A 14,099-nucleotide genomic window follows, 5' to 3' on the forward strand; every position below is an offset into this window, starting at 1 on the left:
ATGGCGATGAGCCTCGCCTCCTCCAGGGGATCGCGGCGCGGGAGGGGGCGCTCGCGCCGTCCCATGTCGGAAATCAACGTGACGCCGTTCGTCGACGTCATGCTCGTCCTGTTGATCATTTTCATGGTCACTGCACCGCTGCTGACCGCAGGTGTACCGATCCAGCTGCCGGACAGCCGCGCCAACGCTCTCCCGCAGGAAGCGCAGCAGGTTTCGATCAGCATCGATTCCGAAGGCTACGTCTATATCGACGATACCCAGATCGCTGTCGGCGGTCTGCCTGCAGCGCTGGAAAATATTCCGCGCCAGGGAGAGGGACCCGACATCACGCTGCGAGCTGACAGGTCGCTCGATTACGGGCGGGTCATGGCCGTTATGGGCGAACTGAACCGCGCAGGCCTCAATCGCATCTCGCTGGTCACGAATGGCGGCCAGGCCAGTGCGCCGGTCAATTCCGGTTCATCCGGCGAGGAATAGCCAGCGCTTATGGAGAGGACAGGCATCAGGACTGAGGAGCGCACCGGGCTGCTGATCGCGGTCGGGCTGCACCTTGCCCTGTTTGCCGCGCTGCTCGTGCAGGCTTTGATGCCCGCCGCCGAAATCCCTCGCACGGAACGCATGACGGTTAGCCTTGCGGAAGATGTCGGCCTCGAAGCGACGGCACCCGAACCCGTGCCCGAAAGCCGTGCCGCTATCGCGCCGGAGCTTTCTGACAGCCCTGCTCCCGCGCCCGAAATGCTGGAGGCACCGGACACGCCGCAAGTCGACCGGCCAACACCGCAGGTTCAGCCCAATCCGGCCCCGGCTCGCGAAACGCGTCCGCAGCCACGGCGAGAACAGCCGCGCGAACAAGCCCAGCCTCGCCGTACCGAACGTTCCGGTGGATCGCGGGTGGGTGACAATTTCCTCGCAGGCGCGGGCGATAGCACCACGACCAACGAGACGCGCGTCCCGGCTTCGCAGATCGGCGCCAGCGCGAAGGCGTCGCTGGTCCAGCGCATCTCGCGCGAGATCAAACCGCACTGGCAGCCGCCGAGCGGTCCGGAAGTCGAACAGATCACGACCTTTCTGAGGTTCCAACTGAACCCCGACGGCAGCCTCGCCGGCAGGCCGACCGTCGTCCGCCAGACCGGGGTTAACGACACCAATCGTGCACAGGCAGGCCGCCATGGCGAGCAAGCCATTCGCGCCGTACAACTGGCCGCGCCGTTCGAATTGCCGGAAGAATACTATGAAGCTTGGAAGGTGGTTGGACCCTTCGGCTTCGACTGGAGACTTGCCCAATGAAATACCTAGCCCTCATCCCCCTCGCACTCTTCGCTGCTCCGCTCGCGGCGCAGAACCAGGATCTCGGCGAACCGATGCAGGAAGGCCAGGCGGTCGAAACAATCGAGGAAGAAGGCGGCCTTACAGGCTCGGTCAGCTTCGAGGGTAATCTCGATGATCTCGGGATCGCCATTCCCGCTTTCGCCACCGACCGGGATGTCGCGACACCGGCCAATGCAAACGGTACGGCGGCGCTCGGTGTGGAGCTTGCACGGGTCATCACCTCGAACCTGCGCAACAACGGATTGTTCAAGCCGACGGGCCCCGATTCCCTTCCGACTCCAGCCTTTGCGAACATCACCTCGCCGAACTGGGCGACCTGGTCGACCCGCGGCGCGGAAATGCTGGTCCATGGCTATGTCCGTGCGCGCAGCGACAATCGCCTGACCGTGGGCTGCTATCTCTACGACATGGCCTTGCAGGACCGGCTGGTGGCTGAAGGCTGGGTGGTCGCGCCTGCAGACTGGCGCCGTGCAGCGCACAAATGCGCCGATCTCGTCTATTCGCGCCTGACCGGCGAAAGCCCGTTCTTCGACAGCCGTATCGCCTATATCGCGGAGACGGGCCCCAAGGATAATCGCACCAAGCGCCTTGCCATCATGGACAGCGACGGGGCCAACCACCGCTTTATCACGACTGGCCGTTCGACAGCGCTGACGCCGCGCTATTCGCCGGATTATCGCCAGCTGGTCTACCTCAGCTATGTCGACGGCAATCCGCGTATCTACGTCTATGACATCGGCACCGGTAGGCAGACGCTCGTCACGCAGAGCGACAATCCGACCTTCGCCCCGCGATGGAGCCCGGATGGACGCTATATCCTCTATTCCATGGCGGTTGGCGGCAATACCGACATATATCGTGTGTCGGCCAATGGCGGCCGCAGTGAACGGCTGACCGATGCGCCCGGCATCGATATCGGCGGGTCGTTTTCGCCCGACGGCAGCAAGATCGTTTTCGAGAGCGATCGTTCGGGCAGCCAGCAGATCTACGTGATGGATGCTGACGGCTCCAACCAGCGCCGCCTGTCCTTCTTCGGAGGGCGTTCCGCAACGCCGGAGTGGAGCCCGCGCGGAGACCAGATCGCCTTCACCCACATTGCCGGTGACTTCAACGTGGCGGTCATGAACCCGAGCGGGCGTGGCTTCCGCAAGCTGACCCGCGGCTGGCAGGACGAAGCGCCGACCTGGGCACCCAATGGCCGCATCATCCAGTTCTTCCGGACGGAGCGCAACAGCGGGCGAACCTCGCTGTGGCAGGTGGACCTTACAGGAGAAAACGAGCGCAAGTTGCCCACTCCGGTGGATGCTTCCGATCCGGCTTGGGGACCGATCCTTCCTTAAGTGCATTTGAGTAAGCGTGGGGGCGCCATTCAATCGGGGGCAAACCGATTGCAACAAGCTGTTTTATAAAGGGGACAGCCAATGAATACACGTATTGCCACTGCCGCCGTGTTGAGTTCTGCACTGGCCCTCGCTGCCTGTCAGAAAAAAGCACCCGAAGAGCTGCCGCCGCCGCCGGAAGATGTGACGACGACCACGCCTACGACCACTACGCCCGCCGGCCCGGCTGTCGGCAGCATGGAGCATTTCCTCGCTGCGGTCGGACAGGTGAATACGGTCGTCTATTTCGACACCGATCGCTACAACATCGACGCGGAAGATTCTGCCAAGTTGCAGCGCCAGGCACAGTATTTCAGCCAGTATCCGAGCGTCACCTTCACCATCGAGGGGCACACCGACGAACGCGGTACGCGCGAATACAACCTCGCCCTGGGTGAGCGGCGCGCTAATGCGGCGAAGAACTATCTCGTCAGCGTCGGCATTCCTGCCAGCCGCATCCGTACGGTAAGCTACGGCAAGGAGCGTCCGGTTGCGCTCGGCTCGAATGAATCTGCATGGGCCCAGAACCGCCGTGCAGCGACTGTGACCATCAACTGATATCTGGGTAACGGCGGTCTGGAAGGGCATTCTTCCCGGCCCGCCGATGCCTTGCAGAGAAGACCGGTTTCAAGATGGATTTCCCGTGAGCCGTTGCGAAACCGGCCATCTCACCTAGATTGACCCACATGACTTTCCGCTCACCTTCATTTGCGCCCGTAGTCGATGCCTAAGGCACGGCGATCCAACGACTGGGGTTTCCCCAGGTGGCGCGGCTATGAGGCCAGCCGTGAAGCCGCGACCGTGCGCCTGTGCGATCGCCATGGCTGCGAAGAGGTAGGCGATTGCCCCGCACCAAAGGCACCGAACAGCCCAGAACGCTGGATGTTCTGCCAGGCTCACGCGGCCGAATACAACCGCAAGTGGGACTATTTCGAAGGTCTCGACAAGGCGGAGAAAGAAGCCCGCGCCAAGGCTGAGCAATCCGAGAATGCAGGCTACGCAGAAGCGCAGCACTATGGCTGGAGCGGGAGCGGGGACGGGTCGAGATCGGCCGATGAAATGCGTGCGCTCGAGATACTCGAGCTCGAGGCCGATGCAGACTTTGCAGCCGTGAAGAAAGCTTTCAGAGCCAAGGCCAAGGAAGTTCATCCCGACGTCAAGCCCGGCGACGAGGATGCTGCTGCGGAATTCCAGAAATACTCCCTTGCCTATGAGGTTCTGAAATCCGCTGAAGATAGGCGAGAGTGGAAAGGCTGATCGGCGGGTAAGCCCTTGTATTTGCGGCTTTCGATGGTGAAGCCCGCGTTTACCCTTTATTGCTTTTTGTTAAATATAAGGTCGTGGAACTAGCCATGACCATGCAACAACGCATCTTCGACCGGACGGCGAGCAACCTCGTCATCGACTGCATCGTGCAACGCCAGCGCGAGCGGGCGATCCTGTGCGATATCTCAGCCAGCGGATGCCGGATGGAATTGTTCGATGGCGTCGTTCAGATAGGTTCTACGATCATCTTCGAACTGGACGATCGCCTGGCCTTTGCCGGGGAGGTGGTCTGGACGCGTGGCGGGCAGGCGGGCGTGCAATTTACCAGGTCTCTCCCGGCAAGGGTTATGACAGCACTCGAAATGTAGGATTGGCTTCAAGCCAGGCGGGCACGGATAGCTGCCCCCATGCGCGGCCCGAGCTCTGGACCCTGCTCAGGATAGTAATAAGGCTCGATCATTTCCGCCTCCATTACCGCAAGATTGCCGTCAGGAAGGCGTGCCATGTCGATTCGGCAATAGAGCGGTTGAGCGAAGGGCAGGGCATCGACGACAGCGCTCGCTGTTGCCAGATCAGCAGGGGATGGAGTGTAATCGCACTCATACCCACCGTAGAGCGACTGGATCCGGTATTCTCCCTCAGCTGCGCGCTTGAGAACGCCGTGCGAGAAGTCGCCATCGATGAAGAAGAAAGTGTATTCTCCCTCTTCGACTACGCTCGGCAGGAACGGCTGCACCATGCAAGGCCGCCCCATGCTCCAGTCGGCGTTGGGAGAATCGCTACGCGAAAAGCTGAACTGCCCCAGTCCTCCGGCACCGACCTGGCGTTTCACAACGACCCGGTCGACGCCGAAAAGATCCATCGCGTCGCTCACTCCCGCCGCGTCGATCCTCTCCAGCCACAGGGTTGGCACGGTGGCCGCACCCTTGGCGGCCAGGTCTTTCAGATACCTCTTGTCGGCATTCCACCGCACGATCGCAGGGGGATTGTGGACCGCGACGCCGCCTGCATCCAGCTGGTCGAGCTTGGCAAGGAATTCGTCCGGATGATCCTGATAATCCCATGCCGTCCCGAGCAGGACGAGCGGGATGTTGGCGAAATCTTCCAGCGGTGCCCGCCAGTCGATTTCAACCAACTCCAGCCCGGCCCCTTCGAATGCCGGACGCAGCGCAGCCGTCACGAGATCGTGCTCGAATGCATCGCCGCGACGTTCGCCCGCGCCCGGAAGCGTATCCGCACAGGCCAGGAAGCCGATGCGTGTCGCCATTCTAGACCGCTTCCAGTGCCTGTTCGAAGTCGGCAATCAGGTCGTCCGCATCCTCGATACCGATGGAAATGCGCACAAGATTGTCCGAAATGCCCAGTTCGGCACGGCGGCCCTCGGCAACCGAAAGATGCGTCATCGAGGCCGGGTGGCTCGCCAGGGTCTCGGTTCCGCCGAGGCTAACCGCGAGCTTGGCGATCTTGAGCGCATCGAGGAAACGGAAACACTCGGCTTCGCCGCCCTTGAGCAGCAATGAGAAGGTGCTGCCTGCACCCATGCAGTGACGATCGTAGATGTCCTGCTGGCGTGCATCCTTGATCATGCCGAGATAGCCCAGCCCTTCGACCTTCGGGTGCTTGGCAAGGAAATCGCAGACCTTCTCTGCATTCTCGCCCGCACGCTGCATGCGCAATTCGACGGTTTCGAGGCTGCGGCATAGCATCCAGGCGGTGTTCGGATCGCAGATGCCGCCCATGGTGTTGCGCAGCATGCGGATGGCATCGATGAACCGCTTCTTACCTGAGACGCTGCCGGCGACCAGATCGGAGTGACCGCCGACATATTTTGTCAGCGAATAGACCACGAGGTCGGCACCGTGATCCAGCGGGCGCTGCCATAGTGGGCCGAGGAAGGTGTTATCGATTGCGATCGAGCACTTGTCCGGATCGAAATGCGCATCGCGCGCTTCCTTGACAGCTTCGATGTCGACCAGCGCATTGGTCGGGTTGCCCGGGCTTTCGAGGTAGATCATCGGCACTTCGCCGCCCTGTTCTTCGGCCATGGCTTTCGCGCGGACCATTACCTCGTCGAGCTGCTCGCGGCTCGCACCGGCGGGAAAGTCGATATAGGTCACGCCGTACTTCGCCAGCGTCTTGGCAATGAAACCTTCCGATGCGGCATACAGGGGGCCCGAGTGGACGATCACATCGCCCGCCTTGCACGCGGCCAGCAAAAGCACGGCGATTGCGGTCATCCCGCTGGAGAAGCTCAGCGCCTCTTCCGCTCCGTCCCACACAGCAAGGCGATCTTCGAGAATTTCCTGGTTGGGCGCGTTGAAGCGCGAATAGACAAGCCCGTCCGCACCACCCGGGCGCTTGCCGGTGATGCCTTCGAAATGTCGCTTGCCGTCCGCTGCGCTCGGGAACGCGAAAGTCGAAGTAAGGAAGATCGGAGCCTTGAGGCTACCTTCCGAAAGAGTGGGGTCAAAGCCATGACCCATCATCAGGGTGCTGGGCTTTAGGGGGCGTCCGCCCACTTCGGGGATCTTGCGCTTGGGCGCCATGCGGGGGCTGACGGGATCGATATCATTGTCGCTCATGGGGAGCATCCTTCCTGCAACGTCGCTCCCAGGAAGGCGGGAGCTGAATTTGGGGCCATGCGGCACCCGTTCCTAACCTCCGCAGGAACGCTTCTCCGCATGCCGTGGCAATGCGGCGTGGATTACGGAGCGTCAGGCGCCTTTTCAAGCGGCAAGCGAGGCCATTCCCCAAACGACGAAGACGATCAGGAAAATGCCCACGAGGTCGAGCAGGATTCCGGCCTTCACCATGCGCTCGATCCTTATCCGGCCGGTGGCCCAGGCGATTGCATTGGGCCCGGTCCCGGCAGGCAGCATGAAACCCCAACTTGCGGCGAGCGCGGCCGGCATCGCGAGCAGGACCGGGTCGGCGCCAAGGGCCACCACCAGGCTCGCCACGACGGGAATGATCCCGCTGGCCGTCGCAACGTTGCTCGCAAATTCGGTGATGAGGACAACCATCGCAACGATCGCCAGCGCTACCAGAACCATGGGCCAGCTTTCCAGCGGCAGAAGCGCATTGCCGAGCCAGTCGGCAAGTCCGCTGGCCGACATTCCTGCCGCGAGGGCGAGGCCACCCCCGAACATCATGATGACGCCCCACGGAGCCCTGTCGGCCTCCTCCCATTTCAGCATGGGGCGGCCCGTCCCGTCGGGAAGCAGGAACAGGAGCAGGCTCATGCCGATGGCGATGGTGCCGTCGGTCAACGATCCTGCCGGCAGGTACGGTGCAATCCAGCGCTGCCCCATCCAGAGCAGGAATGTCACGATGATCAGGGGGACAAGCCGCCGCTCCGCGCTGGACCATGCAGTGTGCGTGTCGATGGCCGCCCTGGCGGCTTTCGTATCGAAGGGATGTTCGGCTACACGCTGCACGCGGGCGATCAACCATGCGGCGATCGGGATACCGACTGCAACCACGGGCAAACCGTAGAACGCCCAGTCTGCAAAGGTGATACGGGTGCCGGTAAGCGTGTCGAGCAGCCCCACCGCAATCGCGTTCGTGGGCGATCCGACCAGCGTGCCAAGCCCGCCGATGCTGGCCGCGAATGCGATACCCATGGGGAGGGCACCGGCGAGCCCCTCCTGTTCGCTATCGGCGAGGCCTCCGCCCGCCAGCACCGCGACTGCCATCGGCATCATGATGAGCGCCGTCGAGGTGTTGGAGATCAGCATGGAAAGGATCGCTGCCGTGATCATGAAAGCAAGCAGCACGCCGGTCTGACTGCCGGATCCGACCGCTTTGAGCAAAGACAGTGCAAGGCGGCGATGAAGGCCGGTCCGTTCGATCGCAAGGGCGATGAAAGCTCCACCCAGGATCAGGAATAGGATTGGAGAGTAATAGGCACTAGCCGTTGCCTTCGCATCCATCACTCCGGCAAAAGGCAACACTAGGAAGGGCATCAGCGCCGTTGCCGTGAGCGGCATCGCCTCTGTCATCCACCATGCTGCCATCAGCACCACGAGGCCCGCGACGACACCGGCTTCGCGCGACATTCCGGCGGGCAGCGGCGCAAAAATACCGCAAAGAAGCGCAATTGCGCCCAACAATAGGCCAATCCGCCCTGCGGTCATTGAAATCCCCATCCCATCATATCGGGCGGGCTAACACCTACGGCAGGCTAGGCCAATCGGGATTTCGGCAACGGGTTATCTGGCGATCATTCGATTTCGCTGCCGATAGCAGTAGCGCTCGGGTCGTTCGGATCGATAAAGTAGACGCGTCCCCGCAGTTCGCCTTTCTTGCGCATGCGATTGAGCTTATCGACTTTTTCCTCCACCACCCTGGCAATGTGTATGGGCACACCAAGCGGCTTATAGCGTGGGAGTAGGCTATCCACGCCGAAACCGTAGGGGTCGAGTATCTGTCCGACTTCCTGATACTCCGGCACCCGGTCACCCTTGGCCAAATCGGAGATATCGTATTCGTAGATGGAGGGCCTGATCTCGCTGGTCCTGACGATTTCGGCGCGCACCTCCTCGCTCGCGAATTTTTCCAAATGCGTGCGCAGCGCGCCGTCCTCGGCGAAATAGAATGGCATCGCCTCTTCGAACAGTCGCGAGACGTGCAGGGTCTTGCCCCGTTTCTCGATACCGCGCATCGAGTTGACGAAATCGATTGCCGAGCTGTGGAGCAAGAGGTTCAAATTGTCGGCATTGAAAGCCGTCCGCTGGATCGTGGGTCCGCCTATTTCACCCCGGAAGAACCCATAGATGACGCGTGGATCCTTCCAGTTGGGATAGACGATCCGAGTACGGATATCTTTGAGGCTGAGAGCGGTGCCTCCAACGTTGAGGAACTTGGCTTCGTCGAGAAGCTCACCCTCTTCACCTACCTTGAGCTTCGAAGGCTGGCTTAGCGGATACGCCAGTGCGATCTGCTCGATTACCGCGACATTGTGCAGGTTGAGCCAGTAGGCGAGTTGTTCATTTCGAGGCAGGGCCGTGATGTCGAGCTGACCACCCAGGGCCTCGAGTTCCTGCCGGTAGGCCGTCAGCGCCTCCCGATGTTGGTCTTCCAGAAAGGAAAACGCGACGCGATTGCCTTCGAGCCGCAAGCCGGAGTTGTGACCCTTGATATCGCGAGTGCCGGTTTCGGGCTCCACCCGCGACATGAATCGACGTTCCGATGGTCCCATATGAAAGACGAAGTACCGCAATGCCTCGTCCCAGGCGGTATAGTCGATCCGAACATCTTCCGACGATGTAGAAGGGGCAAACCGAGTGGCAAGTGTATCGTCCGCTTGCACGGCAGAGCGGGATGAGGGGTCGGCCGCAGCGAAGGCCGGCATAGTCCATATCGAGAGCGGCAGGATACCACCTGCCATCGCGATAGCTACAAACCTCCGGTGCATTGCGCTTCTCCCCTTAGTTGTTCGGCCCTCTCCGAAACGTCATCTCATGCATCAGCCGGCGGAGGGGCTTTCGACCGTTTCGGTCACGGTTTCCTCGTCCTGCGTTTCCTCGCCCTCGGCACCGATCAGGTCGCTCCCGTCACCCGGCATGATGAAGACACGGCCGGTGCGGCCTTCCTTGCGGAGCTTCTCGTATTTCTGGGTGCGCTCGGCCAAGTAGCGGGCGACCGAGGAAGGAATGCGAAAACCGACGGCCTGCCCATCGCTGTATACCGTGTTGTATGTCGGTTCGCGCTGGCCGCCCGCGAGATCGGCGACGGTCTCTTCGTACTGGTTGACCTTCACTTCCGACTTGGAGGCGAGCAGTTCCTTCACCTCTTCTTCCGCGTAACGCGAGAGATGCTGTTTCAGGTCTGCGCCCATCTGAGGGAAGTAGAACGGCGCCGCCTCTTCGTAGATCGCAGAAACTAGCAGGTTCTTGCCATATCCTTCGACGCCGCGGAGCGAGTTCACGAATTCGTTCGCTCCTTCGAGAAGCAGACGGTCGATGTTTTCTGCGGTGTGCGCTTCGCGCTGGATTGACGGGCTGCCCACATCGCCGCGGAAGAAGCCGTAGATGACCTTGGGATCCTTCCAATTCGGATAAACGATCCGCGTGCGGATATCTTTGGGACTCATCGACACGCCGGCCACGGTGATGAACGGAGTGACATCCAGCGGTGTCTTGTTCTCACCGAGCAGCAGGCGCGACGGCGCCTTGACCGGGTAATTGAGCGCGATCTGTTCGATCATCGCGACATTGTGCAAATTGATCCAGTACGCGAGCTGTTCGTCGCGGGGCAGGCTGGCGATGTCCAGCTGCGTCCCGATCTGCTCCAGATCCTGGCGGTATTCGGTGAAAGTCGCGATCGCAGCTTCGTCCATCAGGGAGAAGGGAATGCGGTTGCCTTCCATCCTGACACGGGAATCATGACCCCAGACACGGCGGCTTCCAAGGGTCGGGTCCGGACGGGTCGCGCCATCACGGGTCGACAGGCCCATGCGCAGTACCATGTACTGCAGCGCGTCCTGCCAGATGGCGTAGTCGAGTGCGGTCTGTTTCGACGGGCGAGGGACGAACTTGTCGAAATCACCAGCGGTCGTTGCAGCATCGGACGCTACGTACGGCGTTTGCTCCTGAGCCAGTGCCGGGGCGGAAGTCGCGAAAGCTGCGAGCAGGGCTGCGGAACAAATAAAGCGGTTTTTCACGGTCAATCCCTGTCGAAATAGCAATGGCTGCAATTAATACGTGGTAATGCGTTCAACGTGCCAGTGACATTACAAGCTTCTTCAATAACAAAGCCATGTGGCTTGCCGATGAACCCATGCCTTTCGTCGATGTAAGATGAGCGTTCGTGGCAGACCGGCCCGCCTGAAGCAAAGAGGCGGAGCAATCACCAAGTGACGCCCCGCCTCTTAAAATCGTCAAGCAAACTTGCTTACTTCGGAGCCAGCACCATCAGCATCTGGCGTCCCTCGAGGCGCGGGAAGCTTTCCACCTTGGCGATCTCTTCCACGTCGTCGCGCACGCGGTTGAGCAGGTCCATACCCAGCTGCTGGTGCGCCATTTCACGGCCACGGAAGCGCAGAGTGCACTTCACCTTGTCCCCGTTTTCGATGAACTTCACGACATTGCGCATCTTCACGTCATAGTCGTGCGTGTCGATGTTCGGGCGCATCTTGACCTCTTTGATGTCCTGGGTCTTCTGCGTCTTGCGTGCGAGGTTCGCCTTTTTCTGCGCCTCGTAGCGATATTTGCCGACATCGAGGAACTTGCACACCGGCGGGTCCGCATTTGGGCTCACTTCGACGAGGTTGAGGCCCAGTTCGTTGGCCTGCTCGGTCGCTTCGCGGGTGTACATCACCCCCAGGTTCTCACCTTCGTGATCGATCACGCGGACCTTGGGGACATTGATCATGTTATCGTAGCGCGGGCCGCTTTTCACGGGCATTTGCATGCTGCGCCGGGGTGGACGGGCTATGGGGCATTCTCCTGATTCTGCCGTTTTGTGTGGTGGCTATGTAGTGAGAAACACCGCAAACCGCTAGTGGTGATAGCTATGCGGCCTTCCATAGCGGGAAACGGGCCAGTTTGCCCTTCGCCGGAACCACGGCGTCGATGCGTTCGGCAGGCTGCAGCGCCTTCAGGATTGCCGGGTCTGCCGCGTTCATGCCGCCGGTGTAAGCTCCGAATGCCGGGAGGATCATTCGCCCGCTGGGTTTTCCGTCGGCGCCTTCATTGGCGCTGACGACGGCGCAAGGGCGGCGGATCATGCGCTGGCGGATCTTGAGTTGGAGGCGGGGGTGGTAGTGACCCGACAGCTCCGGTCGGTTCTCCCCTTTCTTGGCACGGTGGCGCAGTATCGTGCCGCCGATCTCCAACTCTTCGGCCAGCGTGCCTCCGCAACGCGTCTCCATGTCGGGATCGTGGTTGCCCGTTATCCAGACCCAGTCGACGGCTTTGGTGAGAGCTTCCAGCATGCCGCAAGCGTGCGGTTCGAGCCGGGCGGACCCTTGCGAATCGTGAAAATTGTCGCCCAGCGTGATGACCCGCCGGGCGCCCGTCTCCTTGATCGCGAGCGCCACACGTTCCAGCGTCTCGCGGCTGTCGTAGGGCGGGATCATCTGGCCGTGCCCTGCAAAAAAGCTGCCCTTTTCGAGGTGAAGGTCGGCGACCAGCAGGGCACGCTCGCGCGGCCAATAGAGCGCACGACCCTCCGTGAGGAGCCATTCCTCGCCAGCGAACGAAAGGGGAACCATGGCTCGCTATTGCCGTAGCTGCCTGCGAATGGCAAGGCCTCTCGCATGACCGACTGGACCGAGAATACCCAAGCAGCACGCAGCTGGTTCGAGACCCTGCGCGACCGCATCTGCGCCGAGTTCGAAGCGATCGAGCGCGAAGCCGGATCGGATGCGCAGTTCCAGTACGATAGCTGGCAACGCGAAGAGGAAGGCAACACCGATCCCGGTGGCGGCACGCGGGGGTTGATGAAAGGCAAGGTCTTCGAGAAAGTCGGCGTGAACGTCTCCACCGTCCGGGGCAATTTCGCGCCCGAATTTGCCGGTTCGATCAACGGCGCGACGGCCGAAAATCCCGGTTTCTCCGCGACCGGCATCAGCCTCGTCGCACATATGGCCAATCCGCATGTGCCCGCGGTCCACATGAACACCCGCTTCCTGACGACCAGCAAAGCCTGGTTCGGCGGCGGTGCGGACCTTAATCCTCCGCTGCCCTATGAAGAGGATACCGAGGACTTCCACGCCCGCTTCCGCGCTGCATGTGCGGCCCATAACCCGACCTATTACGACCGATTCAAAAAATGGGCGGACGACTATTTCTACATTCCCCACCGCGGTGTGCATCGCGGGGTAGGGGGCATCTTCTACGATCACCTGGAATGCGAAGACAACGCCGCGTTCGAGCGCAATCTGGCTTTCACCAAGGATGTCGGTGAAGCTTTCCTCGACATTTTCCCGCAGCTGGTGCGCCGGCGCATGGGCAGCGAATTCGACGATGCGGACAGGCGCCAACAACTCGAATGGCGCGGCCGCTATGCCGAATTCAATCTTGTCTATGACCGGGGCACACTCTTCGGCCTCAAGACGGGCGGCAATATCGATGCCATCCTGATGAGCCTGCCGCCCGAGGCGACGTGGAGCTGACTACTCGGCCGGTGAGTAAACGCGCACCCAGTCGACGAGCATTTCAACTTCGCCGCGCTTCACGGCTTCTACCGTCTCGGCGGGAATGCCCGGATAAGGTTTCTCGATACGGTTCGTCTTGAACGGATAGGCCCCGCCCATCGCGAAATTCAGGATCAGGTACTTTTCGTTGTCGAAGCGCCAGTCGCCATAGTTTTCGACCATTGGCTTGGTGACGCGATAAAGGACGTGGTCGTCGATCAGGAAATCGATCTGCGTGTCGGTCCATTCGACAGCGTAGGTATGCCATTGGGTGACATCGACGCCTTCGGGAAAGAAGAACTTGTTCACGATGGGCGTTTCGCCCGAGTAGCCGGGGCCGTGAAGAGCGACGCCGATCCAGTCCTTCTCTCCGACGTACTCCATGATGTCGATCTCACCCGTGCCAGGCCACTTGTCGTTGCCCAGCAGCCAGAAAGCTGGCCAAACGCCGACATTGTCGGGCAGCTTGATGCGCGCTTCTGCCCGGCCATGCATGAAGTCGAACTTGCCCTGGCTTTCTATCCGGCCCGAAACGAAAGGCGCTTTGCGATCCTCTTTCGTGTCGGCGCCGGGCGTGAAAACCGGGCGCAGGATCAGCGCGCCACCTTCGGCACCTGCTGCATCATCCGTGAAGGCGATCACCGAAGGATCGTCGATGTAGGCCTGCTGTTCGTTGTTCACCCAGAAATCGGGGCCGATGACGATCCACTTGTCTCGGTCGAGCGCGCCGTCGTTGAATTCGTCTGCGAAGATCAGCTCGCGCTCCGGCGCAAGTGCCTGGGCCAACGCCTCGCCCGCATCTTGATTGTGCGCGTGTGCCGCCGGCGCGGTGCCGAGCGTGAGGGCGGATGCGAGTGCTAAGGTCCAATGGCGGGTCATAAATGCCTCTCCGAGAGTTCTGATAACGTTCACAATACGCGATCGAGTGCCTTTTGCGAGCCCCGTGGTTACGAATTCAATGCGCGGGGTGGAAAGCTGTGCCGGGA

At 61.1% G+C, this 14,099-nt stretch carries 15 protein-coding genes; 7 read left to right on the forward strand and 8 right to left on the reverse strand.

All coding sequences use genetic code 11. The features are described 5' to 3' along the window. The 6 genes from LCM24_RS08205 (at window position 1) to LCM24_RS08230 (ending at window position 4,342) form a co-directional block, all read left to right on the forward strand. On the forward strand, window positions 1–477 hold the full coding sequence (locus LCM24_RS08205) for an ExbD/TolR family protein (RefSeq protein WP_090477711.1): 477 nt from the start codon (window positions 1–3) through the stop codon (window positions 475–477). A gap of 9 nt (window positions 478–486) precedes the next feature. After that, window positions 487–1,287 carry an energy transducer TonB gene (locus LCM24_RS08210; protein WP_224803590.1) on the forward strand — a complete coding sequence of 267 codons (801 nt, stop codon included), beginning with the start codon at window positions 487–489 and terminating at the stop codon, window positions 1,285–1,287. Next, window positions 1,284–2,669, forward strand: a complete 1,386-nt coding sequence (gene tolB, locus LCM24_RS08215) for a Tol-Pal system beta propeller repeat protein TolB (protein WP_224803591.1) — start codon at window positions 1,284–1,286, stop codon at window positions 2,667–2,669. The genes LCM24_RS08210 and tolB overlap by 4 nt, the downstream gene beginning before the upstream one ends. 81 nt (window positions 2,670–2,750) lie before the next feature. Continuing rightward, window positions 2,751–3,266 (forward strand): peptidoglycan-associated lipoprotein Pal, encoded by a 516-nt coding sequence (gene pal / locus LCM24_RS08220; protein WP_224803592.1) that lies wholly within the window; start codon window positions 2,751–2,753, stop codon window positions 3,264–3,266. A gap of 165 nt (window positions 3,267–3,431) precedes the next feature. Then, complete coding sequence (locus tag LCM24_RS08225; protein WP_090477725.1) at window positions 3,432–3,965, forward strand: J domain-containing protein; 534 nt, start codon at window positions 3,432–3,434, stop codon at window positions 3,963–3,965. A gap of 95 nt (window positions 3,966–4,060) precedes the next feature. Continuing rightward, a complete protein-coding gene (locus tag LCM24_RS08230) occupies window positions 4,061–4,342 on the forward strand; it encodes a PilZ domain-containing protein (protein WP_224803593.1) in 282 nt (93 codons plus the stop codon). 8 nt (window positions 4,343–4,350) lie between these two features. Here the strand turns inward: LCM24_RS08230 and LCM24_RS08235 are convergent, their stop codons facing one another. From LCM24_RS08235 to pdeM, 7 genes are all read right to left on the reverse strand, one after another. Next, window positions 4,351–5,241 (reverse strand): ATP-grasp domain-containing protein, encoded by an 891-nt coding sequence (locus LCM24_RS08235; RefSeq protein WP_224803594.1) that lies wholly within the window; start codon window positions 5,239–5,241, stop codon window positions 4,351–4,353. Window position 5,242: 1 nt separating this feature from the next. Beyond that, window positions 5,243–6,556, reverse strand: coding sequence for a cystathionine gamma-synthase family protein (locus tag LCM24_RS08240; RefSeq protein ID WP_224803595.1), 1,314 nt, complete (start codon window positions 6,554–6,556; stop codon window positions 5,243–5,245). 144 nt (window positions 6,557–6,700) lie between these two features. Next, window positions 6,701–8,110 (reverse strand): SLC13 family permease, encoded by a 1,410-nt coding sequence (locus LCM24_RS08245; RefSeq protein ID WP_224803596.1) that lies wholly within the window; start codon window positions 8,108–8,110, stop codon window positions 6,701–6,703. Window positions 8,111–8,196: 86 nt separating this feature from the next. After that, window positions 8,197–9,363 carry a DUF547 domain-containing protein gene (locus LCM24_RS08250; RefSeq protein ID WP_224803597.1) on the reverse strand — a complete coding sequence of 389 codons (1,167 nt, stop codon included), beginning with the start codon at window positions 9,361–9,363 and terminating at the stop codon, window positions 8,197–8,199. Between the two features lie 78 nt (window positions 9,364–9,441). Next, a complete protein-coding gene (locus tag LCM24_RS08255) occupies window positions 9,442–10,638 on the reverse strand; it encodes a DUF547 domain-containing protein (protein WP_224803598.1) in 1,197 nt (398 codons plus the stop codon). A gap of 230 nt (window positions 10,639–10,868) precedes the next feature. After that, entirely contained in the window at window positions 10,869–11,387 is a 519-nt protein-coding gene (gene infC / locus LCM24_RS08260) for a translation initiation factor IF-3 (RefSeq protein ID WP_090477735.1), read from the reverse strand. 100 nt (window positions 11,388–11,487) lie between these two features. Further along, the gene (pdeM, locus tag LCM24_RS08265; protein ID WP_224803599.1) at window positions 11,488–12,189 is read right to left on the reverse strand and encodes a ligase-associated DNA damage response endonuclease PdeM; all 702 of its coding nucleotides are present in this window, start codon (window positions 12,187–12,189) and stop codon (window positions 11,488–11,490) included. A gap of 45 nt (window positions 12,190–12,234) precedes the next feature. On the opposite strand from pdeM, the gene hemF reads away from it, so the two are divergent. Further along, window positions 12,235–13,092: an oxygen-dependent coproporphyrinogen oxidase gene (gene hemF / locus LCM24_RS08270; protein ID WP_224803600.1), complete on the forward strand. Its 858-nt coding sequence runs from the start codon at window positions 12,235–12,237 to the stop codon at window positions 13,090–13,092. Here the strand turns inward: hemF and LCM24_RS08275 are convergent, their stop codons facing one another. After that, entirely contained in the window at window positions 13,093–13,992 is a 900-nt protein-coding gene (locus LCM24_RS08275) for a family 16 glycosylhydrolase (RefSeq protein ID WP_224803601.1), read from the reverse strand. Window positions 13,993–14,099: the final 107 nt, after the last annotated feature.

This window comes from Qipengyuania aquimaris, from assembly GCF_020171965.1.
In the GTDB taxonomy this organism is placed as follows: domain Bacteria; phylum Pseudomonadota; class Alphaproteobacteria; order Sphingomonadales; family Sphingomonadaceae; genus Qipengyuania; species Qipengyuania aquimaris_A.